Annotated in this window: 20 protein-coding genes; 4 read left to right on the top strand and 16 right to left on the bottom strand. The window is 68.7% G+C overall.

Annotation, left to right across the window (positions count from 1 at the left end; genetic code table 11):
* Positions 1-109: 109 nt before the first annotated feature.
* Entirely contained in the window at positions 110-1,036 is a 927-nt protein-coding gene (locus Taqua_RS05685; protein ID WP_246094637.1) for a helix-turn-helix transcriptional regulator, read from the bottom strand.
* Between the two features lie 271 nt (positions 1,037-1,307).
* Here Taqua_RS05685 and Taqua_RS05680 point away from each other — a divergent pair, with 271 nt between their 5' ends.
* A complete protein-coding gene (locus Taqua_RS05680) occupies positions 1,308-2,933 on the top strand; it encodes a benzoate-CoA ligase family protein (protein WP_144325537.1) in 1,626 nt (541 codons plus the stop codon).
* Between the two features lie 11 nt (positions 2,934-2,944).
* Here Taqua_RS05680 and flgL read toward each other — a convergent pair whose 3' ends face one another.
* Genes flgL through flgB form a run of 11 tightly spaced genes read right to left on the bottom strand, consistent with a single transcriptional unit; the run spans position 2,945 to position 13,117 of the window.
* On the bottom strand, positions 2,945-3,913 hold the full coding sequence (gene flgL, locus Taqua_RS05675) for a flagellar hook-associated protein FlgL (RefSeq protein WP_144325535.1): 969 nt from the start codon (positions 3,911-3,913) through the stop codon (positions 2,945-2,947).
* Between the two features lie 11 nt (positions 3,914-3,924).
* Positions 3,925-5,880, bottom strand: coding sequence for a flagellar hook-associated protein FlgK (flgK, locus tag Taqua_RS05670; RefSeq protein WP_144325533.1), 1,956 nt, complete (start codon positions 5,878-5,880; stop codon positions 3,925-3,927).
* Positions 5,881-5,900: 20 nt separating this feature from the next.
* The gene (flgJ, locus tag Taqua_RS05665; RefSeq protein WP_144325531.1) at positions 5,901-6,800 is read right to left on the bottom strand and encodes a flagellar assembly peptidoglycan hydrolase FlgJ; all 900 of its coding nucleotides are present in this window, start codon (positions 6,798-6,800) and stop codon (positions 5,901-5,903) included.
* Positions 6,801-6,802: 2 nt separating this feature from the next.
* Positions 6,803-7,921, bottom strand: coding sequence for a flagellar basal body P-ring protein FlgI (locus Taqua_RS05660; protein WP_144325529.1), 1,119 nt, complete (start codon positions 7,919-7,921; stop codon positions 6,803-6,805).
* Positions 7,922-7,956: 35 nt separating this feature from the next.
* Positions 7,957-8,646, bottom strand: a complete 690-nt coding sequence (locus Taqua_RS05655; RefSeq protein ID WP_144325527.1) for a flagellar basal body L-ring protein FlgH — start codon at positions 8,644-8,646, stop codon at positions 7,957-7,959.
* 27 nt (positions 8,647-8,673) lie between these two features.
* A complete protein-coding gene (flgG, locus tag Taqua_RS05650) occupies positions 8,674-9,456 on the bottom strand; it encodes a flagellar basal-body rod protein FlgG (RefSeq protein ID WP_144325525.1) in 783 nt (260 codons plus the stop codon).
* A gap of 29 nt (positions 9,457-9,485) precedes the next feature.
* Positions 9,486-10,226, bottom strand: coding sequence for a flagellar basal-body rod protein FlgF (gene flgF / locus Taqua_RS05645; RefSeq protein WP_144325524.1), 741 nt, complete (start codon positions 10,224-10,226; stop codon positions 9,486-9,488).
* 28 nt (positions 10,227-10,254) lie between these two features.
* The gene (gene flgE / locus Taqua_RS05640) at positions 10,255-11,532 is read right to left on the bottom strand and encodes a flagellar hook protein FlgE (protein ID WP_144325522.1); all 1,278 of its coding nucleotides are present in this window, start codon (positions 11,530-11,532) and stop codon (positions 10,255-10,257) included.
* 31 nt (positions 11,533-11,563) lie between these two features.
* On the bottom strand, positions 11,564-12,217 hold the full coding sequence (locus Taqua_RS05635; RefSeq protein ID WP_246094634.1) for a flagellar hook assembly protein FlgD: 654 nt from the start codon (positions 12,215-12,217) through the stop codon (positions 11,564-11,566).
* 30 nt (positions 12,218-12,247) lie between these two features.
* Positions 12,248-12,652: a flagellar basal body rod protein FlgC gene (gene flgC / locus Taqua_RS05630; protein WP_132963089.1), complete on the bottom strand. Its 405-nt coding sequence runs from the start codon at positions 12,650-12,652 to the stop codon at positions 12,248-12,250.
* A 21-nt stretch (positions 12,653-12,673) separates the two neighbouring features.
* Positions 12,674-13,117, bottom strand: coding sequence for a flagellar basal body rod protein FlgB (flgB, locus tag Taqua_RS05625; RefSeq protein ID WP_144325520.1), 444 nt, complete (start codon positions 13,115-13,117; stop codon positions 12,674-12,676).
* 175 nt (positions 13,118-13,292) lie between these two features.
* Between flgB and flgA the strand changes: the two genes are divergently transcribed.
* The 3 genes from flgA to Taqua_RS05610 all read left to right on the top strand — a co-directional run bounded on the left by flgA (position 13,293) and on the right by Taqua_RS05610 (position 14,940).
* Positions 13,293-14,138 carry a flagellar basal body P-ring formation chaperone FlgA gene (gene flgA / locus Taqua_RS05620; RefSeq protein ID WP_144325518.1) on the top strand — a complete coding sequence of 282 codons (846 nt, stop codon included), beginning with the start codon at positions 13,293-13,295 and terminating at the stop codon, positions 14,136-14,138.
* Positions 14,139-14,227: 89 nt separating this feature from the next.
* The gene (gene flgM, locus Taqua_RS05615; RefSeq protein WP_144325516.1) at positions 14,228-14,557 is read left to right on the top strand and encodes a flagellar biosynthesis anti-sigma factor FlgM; all 330 of its coding nucleotides are present in this window, start codon (positions 14,228-14,230) and stop codon (positions 14,555-14,557) included.
* Between the two features lie 11 nt (positions 14,558-14,568).
* Positions 14,569-14,940, top strand: coding sequence for a hypothetical protein (locus tag Taqua_RS05610; RefSeq protein WP_144325514.1), 372 nt, complete (start codon positions 14,569-14,571; stop codon positions 14,938-14,940).
* A gap of 43 nt (positions 14,941-14,983) precedes the next feature.
* Here the strand turns inward: Taqua_RS05610 and Taqua_RS05605 are convergent, their stop codons facing one another.
* From Taqua_RS05605 to flhA, 4 genes are read right to left on the bottom strand one after another with little or no spacing between them, the layout of a single operon-like run.
* Positions 14,984-15,703: an RNA polymerase sigma factor FliA gene (locus Taqua_RS05605; RefSeq protein WP_144325512.1), complete on the bottom strand. Its 720-nt coding sequence runs from the start codon at positions 15,701-15,703 to the stop codon at positions 14,984-14,986.
* A 47-nt stretch (positions 15,704-15,750) separates the two neighbouring features.
* Positions 15,751-16,380: a hypothetical protein gene (locus tag Taqua_RS05600; RefSeq protein ID WP_144325510.1), complete on the bottom strand. Its 630-nt coding sequence runs from the start codon at positions 16,378-16,380 to the stop codon at positions 15,751-15,753.
* Positions 16,373-17,878, bottom strand: coding sequence for a flagellar biosynthesis GTPase FlhF (flhF, locus tag Taqua_RS05595; RefSeq protein ID WP_144325508.1), 1,506 nt, complete (start codon positions 17,876-17,878; stop codon positions 16,373-16,375). Before flhF ends, Taqua_RS05600 begins: the two co-directional genes overlap by 8 nt.
* Entirely contained in the window at positions 17,875-19,968 is a 2,094-nt protein-coding gene (gene flhA / locus Taqua_RS05590; protein ID WP_144325506.1) for a flagellar biosynthesis protein FlhA, read from the bottom strand. Before flhA ends, flhF begins: the two co-directional genes overlap by 4 nt.
* Positions 19,969-20,004 lie beyond the last annotated feature (36 nt).

Genomic DNA, 20,004 nt, shown 5'->3' with positions numbered 1-20,004 from the left:
AAAGATGCATCATCGTGCATCCATGATTTGCATGATAGTGCATATCACCGACCCGCGCAAGCACCACCGATCGCTCAGTCCTAGGGATAAACCCTAGTGTCACGCGCCATCACACGCGCTGCGCATCCTTGTGCAGCAGGGCGTGCACTTCGCGCAGCAGCAGGGCAAAGGTGGCCTCCAGCGGCTGCGCGCTGGTGTCGATCGTCAGGTCCGCCTTGGCATAAAAGGCCGAGCGCCCCGCCAGGATGCGGCGCAGGTCCTCCATCGCTTCCGGGCTGGCCGCCATCGGCCGCAGGTCACCCTGCTCGGCCACGCGGCGCATGTGGTCGGCCGGATCGGCCTTGAGCCACACCGTGGTGCAGTGCTGCAGCAGCAGGTTGAAGTTGGTCGGGTCCGACACCAGGCCGCCCGGCGTGGCGATCACCACCTCGGGGTAGATTTGGATCGCTTCCTCCAGCGCGCGGCGCTCGTAGCGCCGGTATGCGGCAGCACCGTAAAGGTTGTGGATTTCGCTGATGCTGCAGCCGGCGAACTGCTCGATTTCGCGGCTGAGCTCGATGAACGGGTAGCCCAGCGCCTCAGCCAAGCGCCGTCCCAGCGTCGACTTGCCCGCCCCACGCAGGCCAATGAGGGCGATGCGCCCTTGCCGCCCCACGCTGTCGACCCCGCCGTGCGCACCCAACAGCTCCACCAGCTTGTGCCGCACGCGGCGCAGCTCGGCTTCGTCCCGCCCCTGCAACAGCTCGCGGATCAGCAACCATTCCGGTGAGCTGGTGCTGATATCCCCCAGCAGCTCGGCCAGCGGGCACTGCAGCGCGCGCGCCACCTGTAGCAACACCAGGATCGAGGCGTTGCCCGCGCCGTACTCCAGGTTGGCCAGGTGACGCTCCGACACATCCGCCGCCAGCGCCACGGCCTTGCGCGTCATGCCGCGGCGCGCGCGCAGCAGCCGCACGCGCTCGCCCAAGGCCACCAAAAACGGCACGCGCGGCTCGCCGCCAGCGGGGTCGGGTTGGGGTTCGGTGACGGTGGGCAGCGTCAACTGCAACACCGGGTCGGGGTGCGCCTCGGGCGCGGGTGCGCGACGGCGCGCAGTGTCGAGGTCGTTGGGCTTCAAGGTCGTATCCAGCTCAGAGCGCAGCCCGCTATACGGGAAAACCCGAATGGCCGAAGCCGCCACAAACATGCAGTATCGTGCATGTCGCACCACACGCACGATGGTGCATTTATAACCGCAACCGCTGGCCGTGAACAGCACCATGCTGCAGCCGGCTGCCCACGCCACCCGACCCCGAGGAGACGACACGATGCCACCCACCCTGCCGCCGGCCCCGCCGGAACGCTTCAATTTCGCCGCGCACCTGTTGGCGCGCAACGCCGCCCACCCCGAACGCCCGGCCCTGATCGACGACGTCGGCGAACTGCGCTACGGCGCGCTGCACGAGCGGGTGCGCCGCTGCGCCCAAGCCTTGCGCGCGCTGGGCCTGCGGCGCGAAGAACGCGTGCTGCTGCTGATGCATGACAGCAGCGACTGGGTGGTGGCGTTTCTGGGCTGTTTGTACGCCGGGGTGGTGCCGGTGGCCGTCAACTCGCTGCTGACCGCCGACGACTACGCCTACCAGCTGCGCCATGCGCGTGCGCAGGCCGCGCTGGTGTCGGCGCCGTTGCTGCCTACGCTGGCGCAGGCGTTGCAGCAAGGCGGGCACGAGGTGCACAGCGTCGTCGTCAGCCGCGGCAGCGCCGACGCCGCACAGCCCGGCGGCGTGGCCCTGCACGCCTTCGATGCCTGGCTGGACGCCCACCCTCCTGCCAACGCCGCTGCCGATACCCACGGGGACGAGCCGGCGTTTTGGCTGTACTCGTCCGGCTCCACCGGCCGACCCAAGGGCACCGTGCACACCCACGCCAACCTGTACTGGACGGCGGAGCTGTACGGACGTGGGGTGCTTGGGCTGCAAGCCCATGACCTGGTGTTCTCGGCGGCCAAACTGTTCTTTGCGTATGGCTTGGGCAACGCGCTGAGCTTCCCGCTCAGCGTCGGCGCCAGCGTCGTCCTGATGGCCGAACGCCCCACGCCAACGGCGGTGTTCGCCCGGTTGACGGGCAACACCCCCACCCTGGCCGGGCGGCGGCCCACCGTTTTTTTTGGCGCCCCTACCGGCTACGCGGGCATGCTGGCGCACCCCGAGCTCCCCGAGCGGCACCACGTCGGCTTGCGCTTGTGCTCGTCGGCCGGCGAAGCGCTGCCGCGCGACATCGGCGAGCGCTGGGCGGCGCACTTCGGCGTCGACATCATCGACGGCATTGGCTCCACGGAGATGCTGCACATCTACTGCTCCAACCGCCCTGGCGCGGTGGCCTACGGCACCAGCGGCACGCCGGTGCCCGGCTACGAACTGGAAATCCGCGGCGACGACGGCTTGCCCATGGCGCCCAACCCCGACGGCTCGATCGACATCGGCGACCTGTACGTGCGCGGCCCCAGCGCGGCGCTGATGTACTGGAACGACCGCGAGCGCTCGCGTCAGACGTTTCAGGGCGCGTGGACACGCACCGGTGACAAGTACACGCGCGACGCCCACGGCCGCTACATCTACGCCGGCCGCAACGACGATATGCTCAAAGTCAGCGGCATTTACGTGTCGCCGTTCGAGGTGGAAGCGACGCTGGTGCGCCACCCTGCCGTGCTGGAAGCCGCGGTCATCGGCATCACCGACGCCGACGGCCTGACCAAAACCAAAGCCTACGTCGTGCTGCGCCCCGGCGCCAGCACCACCGCCGAGGAAATCCAGGCGCACTGCAAACAGCACCTGGCGCCGTTCAAGTACCCGCGCGCCATCGCGTTCGTGGCGGAGCTGCCCAAAACCGCCACCGGCAAGATCCAGCGCTTCCGCCTGCGCGAGCTGGAGGCGCAGCAGCGCCCGGCGGCGTAACTCCCCGCAGGTCAAGCCAAGTATTGAAACAGCGACAAGCGCTGCACCTGGCTGTAGGCCGACAGCCCGGCCTGGTAGCCCAGTTGCAGCGTCTGGAAGCGCGAAATCGCCGCCACCATGTCCAAGTCGGTGAGTTCCGATTGCTGTTCGATGTGGTAGTCCTCGCGCGCCTTGAGCGCGGCCTGCATCGCATCGGCGCGGTTGAGCCAGTCGCCCAACTGGCCGCGGGCGGCCAGCACCGCGTCGAGCCGCTGGTCCAGGTACCCCAGCGCCGTGCCCAGCTCGCCGCTGAGCTGACTGGGTGTCAAGGCGGTGTTGTTCAGCGCGATGATGGCGCGATCGAGCGTTTCCCAGATGCTGTTGTCACCCGGGGCGGTGGTGGAGCCAAAAATGCGCTGCCCGTCCATCGTGTGCGGCAGCGTGGTCTCGGTGGCCGCAGGCCCTCCTGCCATCCCCTGCCAGTCGACCTGCCGGTCGTCGAAACCATACGTCTCGGTGCTGCCCACGCTGGGCGTATCGATGAACGGCTTGCCCTGCGTGCCGGTGATACCCAACCCCATGAACAACGGCCGCCCCAGTGTATCTTGCGTGTTGGCCAGCGCCAGCAGGCGCTCGCGGATGCCATCCAGCTCTTGCGCGATGGTGGCGCGGTCGCTGGCGTTGAGCGCGCCGTTGCCACCTTGCACGATCAGCTCTTTGGCACGGTGGTACAGGTCGCCGACGTCGGCCAGGGTACTTTCGGCCAGCTCCAGGTTGCGCCGGGCGGCTTCCAGCGCGCGCTGGTCGGACTGGATGCGCTGCATGCGCGCCTGCTCGCGCTCGGCCAGCGCCGCCGCAGCGGGGTCGTCACTGATGCGGCGCACGCGCTTGCCCGACGACAACTGGTCTTGCGCTTCGGCCAGCTCCGCTTGACGCCGCTGCAAGCGGCCGATGGTGCTGTCGTAGCTGTAGGCCGTGGCTACGCGGTAGACGGTCGACATGATGGGCCTCGTCAACGGAAGGTGCTGATCAGCGTGTCGAAGATGGACTGCACGGTCTGCAGATATTTGGCCGAGGCTTGATACGCCTGCTGGAACTGCAGCAAGCGCGCGGCCTCTTCGTCGAGGTTGACGCCTGCCTGATTGGCGCGGCGCTGCTCGGCGTCGTCGGCCTGCGCCTGCGAAAACGTGGCGCGCGTTTGTGCCTCGTTGACGCGGGAGGCGAGGTTGGAGAACACCGCCACATAGCCCTCCGACAGTTTGATGCTGCCGTCGAACATCACCTGGTCACGCAACGCCAGCATGGCTTGCGCGTTGCCGCCGTTGAAACTTACCCCGTTGGTCGGCGTGTTGTTTAGCACGAATACGTCGCCAGGGGCGGGCTGACCACGCAGCGTGAGCTTGACTTCGATCGTGTTGCCGCCCGACGTATAGGTGAACGTCATCGGCTCGCCTGGGGTGTACGTGACCGATGCCGGCAAAAAACCGCTCAACGCAAAGGTGTTGGGTGCCGTGAACGTCAGGTTCGCAGGCAACGCGGGCATGGCCCACGCGCCCTGTATCACCGTGGCCGTAACCGACTCGATGCTCGCGTTGCCAGCGTTGGGCGTGCCCAACGAGAGCGAAACGCGGCTGGCCGCCGCCAGCTCCGCCGGGCGCGACAGCGCCATCTGCAACGACGCGGCGGCGGTGGCTCCTGGCGACAACACGAACCGGTCACCCGCGCTAGCCGAGCCTGATGCGGTGATGGTCAATCCATCGACCGACACGCCCGAGGCCAGTGCCAAAGGCGTGCTAGGGGCACTGGCCTGCCACGTCGAACCACTCCAGTACCAGCCATCGCTGTTGCGCCGAATGTGACCTTGGGTCGCGCTGGTCATCTCAATGGTGTAGTCCTCGGCCTTGAGCGCGGTGGCATTGCCAACCAAGGCGCTGACCGAGCCCGAGCCGGTGTTGGTCGTGGCAGGTTTGCCCGTGAGCGCGCCGTGACTGAACAGGTCTGCCCCGGCCACGCCGTTGAGGTCCAGCCCGCTGCGTTGTTGCCGGTTCAACGTGTCGGCCAGCGCCAGCGCCATGCGCCCAAGTTCCGCCTGGGTTTGGATGACGTCGCGGTTGACGAAGTCCAGCACCCCCTTGAGCTTGCCGCCGGGGATGAACTCGGGCGGCACGTCGTAGGCACTGGCACCCTGCACGAATTGCAGCTTCAGCTGGCGGTCGCCGTCCAGGTCGGCGCGCGCGGTGCGCAGCTGCGCCGCCGTGCCACCCAACACCAGCGGCAGGCTGCCAGCCACGAACACCGACAGCGTGCCGTCGTCGGCCGGCAACGTGGTCACCTGCACCTGCTCGTTGAGCTGCGCGATGAGCCGATCGCGCTGGTCCAACAAATCGTTGGGGCTGGCGCCGCTGCCCTGGGTGCGCGCGATGGCGTCGTTGACGCTGGCGATCGCCTGCGCCAGTCGGTTGATTTCATTGGTGATTTCGCTGGCCTGCTGGCGCGCTCCGGTGGCGATGTCGGTGATGCGCGCGGACGTGTCGCGGATGCGCGCGGCCAGCTCGTCGAACCTGTCCAGCACCACCTGCCGCGCGGCGCTGTCGTTGGGGCTGGAGGCCACGTCGGTCCAGCTGTTGAGGGCGTCACCCAACAGCTTGCCCAAGCTGCCATCGCCCAGCGGGAACAGCGACTCCACCCCCTGCAGGTACTGCAGGCGCGTGGCGTCGGCCGCGGCCACGGCGCGGTTGGCGTTGGACTCGCGCGTCAAAAAGGCGTTGTAGCCCTCGCGCACGACGGCTTCGATTTGCACCCCTTTGCCAAAGTAGCCGCTGCCCAGTTGCTGCCCGGGCACCGAGTTGAGCTCGACGCGCTGGCGCGTGTAGCCATCGGTGTTGGCGTTGGCGATGTTGTGGCCAATGACCTGCAGCACCGCCTGGTTGGTGGTCAGCGCTCGGGTGGCGATGTTGAGGGCACTCATGGATCAACCCCTGCGGTGCGTCAGCCCAGCGCGCGCTGCAGCTGCAGCGTGGTGTTGATAACGCGGCTGAGCTTGGCCGCGTACTGCGGGTCGGTGGCGTAGCCGGCCTGCTGCAACTGCTGCGCGTACGCCTGCGCCGAGTGCACGCTGCGGGCCGCGGCCTGGTAGCGCGGGCTTTGGGTGATGAGGCGCGCGTAGTCGCGAAAGGCGTCGGCGTAGCTGTCGTAGGCGCGAAAGCGCTGCACCACCTTGCGCGGCTGGCCGTCCACGTACTCGGTGGTGAGGACCTCGGCCACCTTGCCGCGCCAGCCCGCGGTGGCCTTGATGCCAAACAGGTTGTGCGAGTTGCTGCCGTCGGCGGCGCGGATTTCGCTACGCCCCCAGCCGGTTTCGTGCGCCGCTTGCCCGATCATGAACGCGGCGGGTATGCCGGTCTCGCGCTGCACCTGCAACGCCACGTCGCGGTGCCGCGCCACAAAGGCCGCCTGCGCCGGCGTCGGGGTGGGGACCACCCCATTGGGCGCCGCGCCGTCCGATGCCGCTGCGGCCGGGGCCACCGCAGCAGGGGACGCCGCAGCGCGCCGCGCGGCGGGGTCGATCTGCTGCTGCAACTGGCGCTCGATCATTTCGCTCAATCCGCCGGGCAGGCCGCTCATCTTCAGCGCCCACTGCTCATCCAGCAGCTCGGTGCCCATGTCGGTGCCCTCGTTGTCCATCAAGCCACTTTTCATCGTCGCTTCGCGCATGGACTTGAGCAGCTCGCGCATGAACAGCGCCTCGAACTGACGGGCGGTCTCTTTCAGCGCCGCTTTCGGGTCGCGCCCGGCGCTGGCCTTGAGCGCGTCGAGGCTGCGGGCGTCCGCGGCCAGCCCACGCGCGGCGTCTTGCACGCCCAGCGACAGTCGCGTCTCGGCCACCATGGTCAGATCACCTCCAGCTCGGCTTTGAGCGCCCCGGCGGCCTTGAGCGCCTGCAAGATGGCCAGCAGGTCCGCCGGCGTGGCCCCGAGCTTGTTGAGCGCGCGCACCACGTCGGCCAACTGCGCCGAGGCCTGCACCTCGATGAGCTTGCCGCCCTCTTGCTGCACCTGGATGTCGGCCTTTTCGGTGACCACGGTTTGCGCGCCGGGCGGGGCAAACGGCGGCGGCTGGCTGACCTGCGGCGTGGAGGTGATGCTGATCGACAGGTTGCCGTGCGCGATCGCCGCCGGCGCCAGGGACACGGCCTGGTTGAGCACCACCGACCCGGTGCGGGCGTTGAACACCACGCGCGCGGTGGGCGCTGCCAGCTCGACCGGCAAATCCTCCAGACTGGCCAGGAACGCGACGCGCTCGTTGGGGTCGCGCGGGGCGCGCACCTGCACGGTGCGGCCGTCCAGCGCCTGCGCCGTGCCGTCACCGATGGCGCGGTTGATGGCCGTGGCCACCCGCGTGGCGGTCTGGAAGTCCTCGGCGCGCAGCGCCAGCGTGACGGTGTCACCCAACAGCAGCGGCGTCGGCACGGTGCGCTCCACCAGCGCGCCGCTCGGGATGCGGCCGGCGTTCAGGTGGTTGACGGTGACACTGCTGCCGCCGGCCGATGCCCCGGCCCCGGCCACCACCAGGCTGCCCTGCGCCAGCGCGTAGACCTGCCCGTCGGCGCCGCGCAGCGGGGTCTGGATCAGCGTGCCGCCGCGCAGCGACTTGGCACTGCCGACCGACGACACCGTGACGTCGATCGTCTGCCCGGGGCGGGCAAACGGCGGCAGCTCCGCCGTCACCATCACCGCGGCGACGTTTTTGGGCTGCACCGTGACACCTTGCGGCAGCGCAAGGCCCATTTGCTGCATGAAGTTGGCCAGGCTGCGGGTGGCGTAGGCGTTGTTGCGGTCGCCCGTGCCGTCCAACCCCACCACCAGCCCGTAGCCGACGAGCTGGTTGCTGCGCACACCCTGCACGCTGGCCACATCCTTGACGCGGGCGGCCAGCGCCGGCGCGCACGCCAGCGCCCAGGCCACCAGGGGTAGCGCCAGCCGGCGCAGAAGTTGCTTGGATCGGTTCATCGCGCATCACCTCGTGAACCGATTGTGGAAAAACTTTAGAACGGCAAAAGCGTCAAAAAGAACCGCGCCAGCCAGCCAAATGTCTGCGCATCGGCCGGTGCGCCGCGGCCGCGCGACAGCACGCGCACGTTGGCCACCTGGGTGCTGGGCACGACGTTGCCGGGCTGGATGGCGCGCGGGTCCACGGTGCCGCTGAACTGCAGCACGTCCACCGCCTGGTTGACGCCGATTTGCTTTTCGCCGATGACGACCAGGTGGCCGTTGGGCAGCACCTCGGTGACCACCGCGGTGATCGAGCCGCGGAAGGTGTTGCTGGCCTCGGTCTTGCCGTCGCCTTTGAAGGTGTTGCTGCTCTGGGCCCCGGCGTTGAGGTCCACCAGGTTGGCCGCGCTCAGGAACGGAAACGCCGACACGCTGGCGCTCAAGCCACTGTCGCGGCTGACGTCGGTCTTGGCGCTTTGCGTCGCGGACAGCGACTCGGTGATCTGGATCGTCAGCACATCGCCCGGCAGGCGCGCGCGGTGGTCTTCGAACCCTGGCCGGTACGCCACCGCCGAGTACAGCGAGCCGCTCGGCGGCTCACCCGCCGCAGGCCGCGTCTGCGGGTAGCGGATGCCGTCTTCGGGCGGCTTGGCCAGGTCCACGTCGGGGATTTGCGACAGGTTGGCGCAGCCGCCCAGCAGGGCAGCGGCGGCCAACGCAAGCAGGCGGCGGGCGGCGTTCATGGCGGCGGCTCCTGGTGGGTGGCGGCGTCACAGCTGCGTCAAGCGCTGCAGCATTTGGTCGGAGGTGGTGACCGCCTTGGAGTTGAGCTCGTAGGCGCGCTGCGTCTGGATCATATTGACCAGCTCCTGCACCACGTTGACGTTGGAGCTCTCCAAAAACCCCTGCAGCACCTGGCCAAAGCCCTCGGTGCCGGGGTTGCCCTCGTTGGGCGCGCCCGAGGCCTGCGACTCCAAAAACAGGTTTTGCCCCAGCGGCTCCAGCCCGGCCGGGTTGATGAAGTTGGCCAGCGTAATCTGGCCGATGACCTGCGGCGCGGTCTGCCCCGGCACGACGACGCTGACCTGGCCGTCCTTGCCGATCGTCAGGCTACGCGCGTTGGCCGGCACGGTCGGCGTATCCACCAACAGGTAGCCCTGGTTGGTGACGATCTGGCCCTGGTTGTTGAGCTTGAAGCTGCCATCGCGCGTGTAGGCCACCGAGCCATCGGGCAGCTGCACGCGGAAAAACCCGTTGCCGTTGATGGCCACATCCAGGTTGTTGTCGGTCTGCTGCAGGTTGCCCTGGCTGTAGGTGCGTGCCGTGGCCACCGTGCGCACGCCCAGCCCGATCTGCAGCCCCGTGGGCAGCTCGGCGTTGTCGGCGGTGTTGCTGCCCACTTGGCGCAGGTTCTGGTAAATCAGGTCTTCGAACAGCGCCGTGCCGCGCTTGAAGCCGGCGGTGGCCACGTTGGCCAGGTTGTGCGCGATGACGTCCAGTTGCGTTTGCTGGGCCTGCATGCCGGTCTTGGCAATCTGCAGCGAATTGATCATGGCCGTGCTCCTTGTCCGGGGCCGGGCGCTCAGGCGTTGACGCTGAGCAGCTGCGCGGCGGTTTGGTCGTTTTTGTCGGCGTTTTGAATCAGGCGCATTTGCGCCTCGTACTGGCGCGTGGCGGCGATCATGTCGACCATCGCGGCGATGGGGTCGACGTTGGAGCCTTCCAACATGCCATCCACCAGCCGCGCCGTGTCGTCGGCTGGCAGTGGCTGCCCGTCCGGAGCGCGAAACAGGCCATCGTCCCCACGCTTGAGACGCTGCCCCTCCGGCGGCGTCACCAGCTTGAGCCGCCCCAGCACCTGCGGCGCGTCGTTGCCCACCTTGGCGGTGACGGTGCCATCGCGCGCGATGCTGACCTGCGCGTCGTTGGGCACCTGGATCGGCGCGCCGCCGGCGTCCAGCATCGGCAGCCCGTTGAACCCGACCAGGTTGCCCTGCGCGTCGATCTGCAGCGCACCCGCGCGCGTGTAAGCCTCGGTACCGTCCAGCGCCTGGATGGCAAAAAACGCCCGCCCCACCGCCGCCACGTCCAGCGCACGGCCCGTGCTTTGCAAGCTGCCGGGCTTGTCGAGGTAGCCGGGCGTGGCCTCCAGCGCGTGCACCCGGGTGGTCGCGCCCTCGCCACGCAGCGGCACGGCGCGGAAGGTGGACAGCTCCGCGCGAAACCCCGTGGTGGTGACGTTGGCCAGGTTGTGCGCGATGACCTGGTGGCGGTGCAGCGCCGCCGTCGCGCCCGACGCCGCGGTGAAAACGACCCGATCCATACCCGGCTCCCTCGTCAGCGCGCCAACATCAGCGCAGGTTGACCAGCGTTTGCTGCACCTGGTCCTGCGTCTTGATGGTCTGCGCATTGGCCTGGTAGTGCCGCTGCGCCACGATCATGTTGACCAGCTCCTGCGTCAGGTCGACGTTGGACTCTTCCAGCGCGCCGGAGCGGATCAGGCCGAAGCGGCCGGTCAGCGGCTGGCCAATGATGGGGTCACCCGACGCCTGCGTCTTCTGCCAGTACCCGCCGTTGACGGGCTGTAGCCCCTGGACGTTGCGGAAGCGGGTCAGCATGATCTGACCGTTGGCCTGGCTCACCCCGTTGGAGTAGCGGGCCGTGATGACACCGTCTTCCCCCACGTTAATCGAGGTCAGCTCGCCAGAGGGATAGCCGTCTTGGGCGACCTCGTAAACCGCAAACTTGGCGCCAAACTGCGTGACCGTGGCCGCTGCGGGATTGGTGGGATCGCCAAAATTCAGCGCCACATCGATGTTCGCGGCCGGCAGTCCGGCCGTAGCGTTGACCGCGCCTGCCGCAATCTGGATGTTGGACAGCGTCAGCGGCAGCGTGGGCTTGCCGGTCGCCGGATCGAACGAGATCGTTCCCAGATTGGTTTCCGTGGCCGGGGTATTCGGCGGATCGGTAGGCTGATAAACGGAGACGACATCCCAGGCGTTGGCCGCCGTCTTCACGAAATAGAGCTGCACCGGAATCGCATTGCCCAGGGTGTCGTACACATTCAGGGACGTGCCGAACTCCTTGTTGGCCGCTGTCAGCGGTGTACCGACCGTTTGCACGTCGGCCCGCGAGTCCAGGTTCATCGTCAGCTTGAGTTCTGTCGACGTCTTGGGGTCGATGTTCTTGCCGGTCGGCAGGTTCAACGGGACCGGCTCCACCGACGTCGGCTTGCCGGCGGTGTCGGTCTGATACCCGAGCAGCTTGGCCCCATTGTTGGTGATGATGTTGCCGTCGCGGTCGAGCTTGAACTCGCCGTTGCGCGTGTAGGCCAAGGAGCCGTCCGCCATTTGCACCGAGAAGAAGCCCTCCCCGTTGATGGCCATGTCCATGTTGTTGCCGGTGACCTTGATATTGCCCTGCGTGAACATCTGGGCCACGGTGGCCACGCTCACGCCAATGCCGCCGTTGCTGCCGCCGGCCGCCCCGAGCGAGGCCGCGTACATTTCGGCAAACTCCGCCCGCCCGGCCTTCATCCCGGTGGTGTTGGCGTTGGCGATGTTGTGACCGATCACGTCCAGGTTTTTGCTGGCGGCGTTCAGGCCCGAGAGTCCGGTTCCGAAGCTCATGGTGCGCTCCTAGGGGTTCAAGCGAAGGGGTTCACAAAAAGGCCAGCACCTGGTCGTAGGCCAGCGTGCCGCCGTCGGTGCGCAGGCGCAGGCTGCCGTCGACCAGGCCCACCGACTGCACCTTGTGCAGCGCCAGCGGGGTGGCGTTGACCGCCTGTCCGTTGGCGCTGGCGGTCACGCGGATCGTGGCCACGCGCGTGGGGTCGACGTCGCCCAGCGGCCACGCAAACGTTTGTAGCCCGGCGCCGCGCGCGCCCAGCGCGGTCGTGCCCACCACCGTGCCAGCGGCGTCGAGCAACTCAACCGTGACCGTGTCGGCCGCCGCGGCCAGGTTGAACGCGCCGCGTGCCTTGCCGTCGGCCACGACCAGACCGTTGCCTTCGCTCGCCACCTCGCGGCCCACGAGCTGGGCGCCTTGGATGCTGCTGACCATGCCGAACTGCGTCGCCAGGCTCTTGAGCGTCTCGTTGACCTGCTGCAGGCCGACCACCTGGTTGATTTGCGCCATCTGGGTGGTCATCTGCGCGTTGTCCAGCGGGTTGAGCGGGTCCTGGTTGTTGAGCTGCGCCACAAAGAGCTTCAGGAAGCGCTCCTGCGCCGCCTTCGGATCGGTCGATTCGGTCTGGGTGCCGCCCTTGGCGTTGTAGGCCTCGATCTCGGTGTTGCTCAGCGGGGTCATGAACATGGCAGCGGCTCCTTACGTGGTCGCCAAGGCTCACTGGCCCATTTGCAGGGTTTTCAGCAGCAGCGTCTTGGCGGTGTTCATCACCTCGACGTTGTTTTGGTAGGAGCGTGCCGTGGCGATCATGTTGACCATCTCCTCCACCGGGTTGACGTTGGAGTAGGTCACGTACCCCTGCGCGTCGGCGCTGGGGTGGTGAGGGTTGTACACGCGGCGGTTGGGCGCGTCGCTTTCCACCACGGTGCGCACCTTGACGCCCGCCGAGGCCGGCTCACCCATCGGCACCGTCTCGAACACCACCTGACGCGCCTTGTACGCCTGCCCATCGGGGCCGGCCACGGCGTCGGCGTTGGCCAGGTTCGACGCCACGGTGTTGAGGCGTTGGGCGTGCGCGGCCATCGCGCTGCCCGAGACATCGAAAATGCGCAACATCGACATGGTGGCTCTCCTGCAGCGGCGTCACTGCCCCTGGATGGCGGCCAGCATCGTCTTGACGTGGCCGTTGATGAAGCGCAGCGTCGATTCGTACTGCACCGCGTTGTCGACGAAGTTGGCGCGTTGCTGGTCCAGGTCGACGGTGTTTTGGTCCAGCGACGGCTGCGTGCGCACCTGGTACGCGACGCGCGAGCGGTCGGCCACACCGGTGGCGCTGCCGACGGTGCGCAGGTGGCGTGCGTCGCTGCCGGCCAGCGGCACGTTGACCACGCTGCCCGCCTGCAGCGTGGGGGTGACCGACGCGCCACGCTGGGCCTGCTGCAGCGCGGCACGAAAATCCACCTCGCGCGCGATGTAGCCGGGCGTCTCGGCGTTGGCGATGTTGCTGGCAATGACCTGCTGGCGCCAGGCGCGCAGCTGCAGCGCCTGACCCAGAAAGTCCATGCGCTCGGTCATGCGGTTCAACATGGCGGCCTCCGGTGGGCGAAAGCGGGCCCGACGGCCCAGGGTGCGTTGCGCCAAGGCGGCAACGCGTTGGATGGCATTGTCAAAAACTTGAGGGCAAGCAAAACGCCGATAAGCCGCTGCGCAGCGGCGCATTTCCGGCTTTGGCCGCAGCACACACCGCCCTACAGTGACGGGCATGGTTGCCACGGCTGCCCACCCCCTGCCCCACCGCGCGCCGCCGATGCGGCGCCCACGGTGCGCAGCGCCAAACCGTTACGCGGCTGGGCTGGCGTGGCGCCGTTGGCTGGCGCGGCTGGGCGCGGGCCTGACTGCCGCAGGCCTGATGACCTTGGCGCTGGCGCAAAGCAGCGCCGACGCGGCAAAGGCGCCGGCCATCGGCTCCGGCGCGTGGCGCGAGCAGATGGCGATCTGGCTGCGCGAGCAGGCCTCGGTGCAGGTGCAAGGCACGCAACTGCCGGTGCCATTGCGGGTGGAGGTCGAAGTCGGCAGCCTCGACAGCCGGCTGCGCCTGGCCCCCTGCCAACGGGTTGAGCCGTACCTGCCCAGTGGCACGCGGCTGTGGGGCCGCGCACGCATTGGCCTGCGCTGCACGCAGGGGCCGGTGGCGTGGAACGTCTTTTTGCCCATTTACGTGCGGGTGTGGGGGCCAGGCTGGGTGGTGCGCCAGCCGCTGGCCGGTGGCGAGACGCTGCAACCCCACCACGCCGAAGCCGCCGAGGTGGACTGGACCCTGCAGCGCCAGCCGGTGCTGGTGCGCCAGCAGGATTGGGTGGGCCAGCAGCTGGTGCGCGGTCTGGCCGCCGGCCAGGTGCTGCACGCCGGCAGCGTGCGCGCGCCGCAGGTGTTTGCCAGCGGCGCGCAGGTGCGGCTACGCGTGCAAGGGGCGGGCTTCACCATCGTGGCCAGCGGCGAGGCGCTGGGCGACGGCCACGTGGGCGAGCCGGTGCGCGTTCGGTTGCCCAGCAAACGGGTGGTGCTGGGCACCGTGGTCGACGCCACCACAGTGGACGTGGCGCTGTAGCGCGACCACGCAAAAAACGCTAAAGTTCGGGCTCATCCCGCCGATATGGCTCTCAACAAGGCCTGGTATCGGGCCGCCGGAGAGTCGCCATGAAGATCCAACAGTCGCCTGACGCCAAGTTTGGTACGCCAGTCGCCACGCCCAAGCGCACCGAAGCGGGCGCGGGGTCGGGCGCGTCTGCGCCGGCGGCTGCGGCCGAGGCCAGCACGGTCAAGTTGTCGCCGGTGACGCAGGTGATGACGGCGGGGATAGCGCGCTCGGGTACCGACGTGTTCGACGCCGCCAAGGTCGAGGCCATGCGCACCGCCATCCAAAACGGCAGCTTCTCGGTCAACGCCGAAGCCATCGCCGACCGGCTGCTCAGCAGCGCGCGCGAGCTGCTTGGGGTGGCCGGTGGCGGGTCGCGCTCGCGTAGCTGACGTTTTGGCCAATGCCCGACCCCAAGCCGACCGCGCACGACGATCCGTTGCAGGGGCTGATCGACGCCGCCGATGCCACCGTGCAGGCGGCGTTGTGCCATGCGGCGGGCGAATTGGACGCGGACGGCTTTGCGCAGGCATGCGCCACGCTGGCGCAGGCGTTCGCGGCGGCACAGCCGCAGCTGCGGCAACACGCGGCTGACGCGCCCACGGCCCAATGGGAAGCGCTACGGCAGCGGCTGCAGACCCTGCACGAGCTGCAGGCGCGGCTGCAGGCGCACGCGCGCGCGGCACTGGCCAGCCTGCTACCCAACGACGCGCTGCAGGACTACGCCCGGCTGGGGCGCAGCGCGCGGCCAGGCCGCCGCAACCCCTACGCTTGACACCCGCGCCCCCGACACGCCCGGTGGCGGCAGGGGTTGGGCATCAATGCTCGCGCAAGCGGGCGCGCAGGCGCGCCACCGCCTGCGAGTGCAACTGGCTCACGCGCGACTCCGTCACCCCGAGCACGGCCGCGATCTCTTTCAGGTTCATGTCGTGCTCGTAGTACATGCTCATCACATGCTGCTCGCGCTCGGGCAGCTTGTTGATTGCGTCGACCAGCGCGGCGCGCATGCGCTGGTCGGCCAGCACCCGCACGGGGTCGGCGTCGCCGTCGGCCGGCAGGTAGCGGTCCAGAAAGCTGTCGTCGTCCTCGCTGCGGCCGCCCAGGTCTTCCAGATACACCAGCTGGGTGCCACGCATACGCGCCAGCGTTTCGTGGTACTGCGCCAGGCTCATGCCCAACTCCGCGGCGATTTCCGACTCCCGGGGGGAGCGGCCCAGGCGCTGCTCCAACCGGTGGATGGCCCCTTCGATATCTTTTTGCAGCTTGCGCGCGCCGCGCGACATCCAGTCGGCGTCGCGCAGCTCGTCCAGCATGGCGCCGCGGATGCGCTGGCTGGCAAACGTCTCGAACTGCACCCCCATCGACGGCTCGTAGCGGCTCAGCGCTTCGGCCAAGCCCATCATGCCAACCTGAATCAGGTCGTCCAGCTCGACGCTGGGGGGCAAGCGCGCGATCATCAGGTGCGCCAGCCGGTGCACCAGCGGTGCGTACTGGCGCAGTTGCGCGTCGCGGTCCAACGTGCCCTTGGGCGTGTACATGCAAAGCTCCGGGGTCGGGCGCACGCCGCGGGCCGGTGCTGCAGCGGTCAACATGGGCGTTTGGCCTCCCCCTGCGGCGAGCGCCACATGTCCAAGGTCCAGGCGGCTTCCAGCGCGCGCGTCACCACGTCCAGGTTGCCCTGCAGCCCCTGCGGCGGGGCGCTGCCGTCATGATACCCGAGCACCCACACCCCAGGCACCCAGCCCAGGTGCCGCTCGCAGGTGCGCTGCAGCGCCTGGCACGCGGCGTGCAGGGGCCCTTCTTCGCCAACGCGGGCGGCCACGGCTACCACCACCGGCTGCAGCTGCGCGGCGTGCAGTTGCTTGACCGCGCGGTACGCCGCCACAATGGCGCTGGGTTGCGCCAGCAGCGGCACCAGGGGGTGGCCTTCGTCCAGCGGCCACCAGCGCAGCAGCAAGTCGGTGGGCGCGCACCACAGCCATACATCACCCGCGGGCACGTCGTCCCACACGCTGGGCGCGCCAACGACGTCGGCGCATTGCAGGCCCAGCGCCGCGCAGCCCGCACGCAGGTGCTGCACCAGCAACGCAGCGCCCGGGTCACCCTGCGCCTGCGGCTGGGGACACGCCACCGCCACGATGCGCAGCGGCGGCTGCACGGCCCACGCGGCCAGCCCAGCGGCCTGCTCGGGGGCCCATGGGCGCGGGTCAAGCATGGCCCACCCCCTGCGGCTGCCAGCCGCCTTGGCCGACGTCGGCAAAGAAAAACGGCAATTCCTCACGGCTGGGCTCGAAGGCCGACTTGCCACTGCCCGCCATCGACAGGCGCACCAGCGCCGCCGCATCCGGACGCTGCCAATCCTCCGGCACGCGCTGGCCAGTGCTCAAGCCACGCAGCGTCAGTTGGTGGCGCAGCAGCGCGTCCACCGCGGGGGCAAGCTTGACCGCTTCGTCCACCTTGGTCAGGATGGTGCCGTGCAAGCCCAGCGGCTTGTAGGTCTGGATCACCTCGTCCAACGTATCGCCGTGGCTGCCGGCGTTGAGCACCAGCAATTTTTTGATCGCTGGGGCCTGCAGCAACGCCAGCATGTCGTGCAGGCGGGCGTCGCGCTGCCCCAGCCCCGGCGTGTCGATGATGACCATGCGCTTGCCGGCCAGCAGTTGCAGCAGGTCCTGCAACGCGGCCTGGTCGTGCGCCTGGTGCGCCACCACGCCCAGCATGCGGCCGTAGGCACGCAGTTGTTCGAACCCCGCCACGCGCACCGTGTCCAGCGTGATCAGCCCAACGCTGCCCGCGCCGTAAGCCTTGACGCACTGCGCGGCGAGCTTGGCCACGGTGGTGGTCTTGCCCACGCCGGTGGGCCCCAGCAGCGCGAACACACCGCCTTCGTCGCACAACAAGCCTGGCTCGCTGGCCACGCGCAGGTTGTGCGCCAGCACGTCCAGCGTCCAGCGCCACGCCGCCGCCGCGTCCAACTGCTCGGGCAGGCGCTGCAGCACCGCGCGCGCCACCGTCGGCGAGTAGCCCGCGCGGACAAACTTGTGCATCAGGCTGGACTGGATGGGATGCAGGCGCGACTGCCCAAGCCACGCCAGCGTCTGGAAGCGCTCGTCGACCAGTTGCTTGAGCGCTTCGAGCTGCGCCGTCAGCTGCGCCGCCGCGCCGCCAGAGGCCGTGGGCTTGGCCGCAGCGGCAGGCGCTGGCGCCGGCCCAGCGGCCGTCGCCCTAAAGGCCAGCGTCACGGCGGCGTCGGCCCTGGTTGCTCGCACCGGCGTGGCTTCGGGTGCGCTCGGCCGTGCGGCTGGCGTGGCCGCCGGCGCCGCCAGCTTGCCTTCCATTGCCTCGCGGCGCTTGCGCAGCATGCGCTCGCGCACGTACTCCTGGAACGACAGCGTGCTCATGGCCAGCGTTTCGGTGTCCTGCGCCACGCTGCTGTCGGGGCTGACCGGTGGAAGCTGGGCGGCCGCACGCTGCTGCAACGGCGCGCGTGCCGCGCGGGCGTGGCGTTGCTCGGGCAGCGCCGTGGCGGGTTGCAGCGACGGCGCCGCCACCTGCGCGGCGATCGCCGACAGTTGATCCTCCGACGTGGCCACGACCTCGAACCCCTCGGGCGTGGAGCGGCTGGACAGGATCACGGCCTGTTCCCCAAAGTGGGCGCGGGCCAAGGCCATGGCCTCGCGCGAGTTGGCGGCGACGAAGCGTTGCGCGTTCATGCGGGTTCTCCCAGCATCGGGCCGATGCGGATGGTGTGGGTGTCAGGGATTTCGCTGTGCGCCAGCACCTGCAGGCGCGGTGCGGCGCGGCGCAGCAGGCGGGCCATGGCCTGGCGGATGGCATCGGGCACCAGCAGCACCGCCGGCACGCCTTTTTCTTCCTGCTGGGTGGCCACGCGGGCAGCCGACTGCGTCAGCATGTCGGCCACGCCGGGGTCCAGCACGCCATTGCCACCGGGCGTGAGCGCCTGCACCAGGATGCGCTCCATCTGCGGCTCGATGGCAATGACCTCCAGCTCTTGCACGGGGCCGTAGATCTGCTGCACGATGGCCGGCGCCAGCGCCACGCGCACGCGGCGCGCCAGCTCCTGCGGGTCTTGCGTGGCGCCGGCATGTTCGGCCAGGGTTTCGACGATGGTACGGATGTCGCGGATGTGCACGCCTTCTTCCAGCAGCAACTGCAGCACCTTTTGGAAGACGCCAATGGGCACCATGGTCGGGATGACTTCGTCGATCAGCTTCGGCGCCAGCTTGCGCACGTGTTCCACCAGGTCCTGCACCTCGGTGCGCGACAGCAGCCGCGCCGCGTGCACCTGCATCAAGTGTGACAGGTGCGTGGCCAGCACGGTCTCGGCATCAACGACCGTGTAGCCGGCCATTTGCGCGCTTTCCTTGTGCCCTTCTTCGATCCACGTGGCTGGCAGCCCGAACGCAGGGTCGGTGGTGGGCTGGCCCAGCAGCGGCGTGCGGATGTGGCCGGGGTTGATGGCCAGGTAGTGGCCCGGCAGCACCTCGCCCTCGCCGACCACCACGCCACGCAACGTGATGCGGTAGCCGGTGGGTTTGAGCTCCAGGTTGTCGCGCACGTGCACCGGCGGCGGCAGAAAGCCGACGTCCTGCGCAAATTTTTTGCGCACACCCTTGATGCGCGTCAGCAAGTCGCCGCGGCGGCTGCGATCCACCAGCGTGATGAGCCGGTAGCCCAGCTCCAACCCCAGCAGGTCCACCGGCTGCAGATCGTCCCAGGTGGCCTCGGCCTCCTGGGTGGCCGGCACGGCTTGCTGCGCCGCTTGCGCCTTGGCCGCCTCGGCGCGCCGACGTTGCTGCACCAGCCACCACGCCGTGCCGCCGGCCATGGCCGCAAACAGCAGAAACACCCCGTTGGGCATGCCGGGAATCACCCCCAGCAGCGCCAGCACACCGGCGGTCACGGCCAACACCTTCGGCGAGTCCAGCATCTGGCTGACGATTTGCTGCCCCAGGTCTTGGTCCTTGCCGACGCGCGACACCACCATCGCCGCTGCCACCGAAATCAGCAGGGCCGGCACCTGCGCCACCAGCGCGTCGCCCACCGACAGCGTGATGTAACTGTGCGCCGCCTGCTCCAGGCTCAGGCCATGCTGCAGCATGCCGATGGCAAAGCCGCCGATCATGTTGATCAGCAGGATCAGGATGCCGGCGATCGCGTCGCCACGCACAAACTTGGACGCGCCGTCCATGTTGCCGAAAAAGTCGGCCTCCACCGCCACCTCGGCGCGGCGCCGCTTGGCTTCGGCCTGGTCGATCAGCCCGGCGTTGAGGTCGGCGTCGATGGCCATTTGCTTGCCGGGCATGGCGTCCAACGTGAAGCGTGCCCCCACCTCGGCAATGCGCTCGGCGCCCTTGGTGATGACGATAAAGTTGATGACCACCAGGATCAAAAAGACGATCAGGCCGACGGCGAAGTTGCCGCCGATCAAAAAGGTGCCAAACGCCTCGATGACGGCGCCTGCTGCGCCGGGGCCGGTGTGGCCGTCCATCAGCACCACGCGCGTGGACGCCACGTTGAGCGACAGGCGCAGCAGCGTCGTCAGCAGCAGCACCGTCGGAAAGGCCGTGAAGTCCAGCGCGCGCTTCATGTAGGCCGCCACCATCATCACCGTCAGCGCGATACCGATGTTGAGCGTGAAGAACGTATCCAGCAGCCACGGCGGCAGCGGCAGCACCAACATGGCCAGCACCAGCATCACCAGCAGCGGGGCGGCCAACGCCTGGCCGTGGCCGCGCAGCGGCGCCAGGGTCTGTTGCAACGATTGCAGGGCGGCGTTCATCGGTCGTCGTCGGTTCGGTCGGCGAGGTCAGGGACA

Origin of the sequence: Tepidimonas aquatica (assembly GCF_007556585.1) — a bacterium.
Taxonomy (GTDB): Bacteria; Pseudomonadota; Gammaproteobacteria; order Burkholderiales; family Burkholderiaceae_C; genus Tepidimonas; species Tepidimonas aquatica.
The sequence above is the reverse complement of the archived record's forward strand: the minus strand, read 5'-3'. Positions and strand labels throughout refer to the sequence as shown.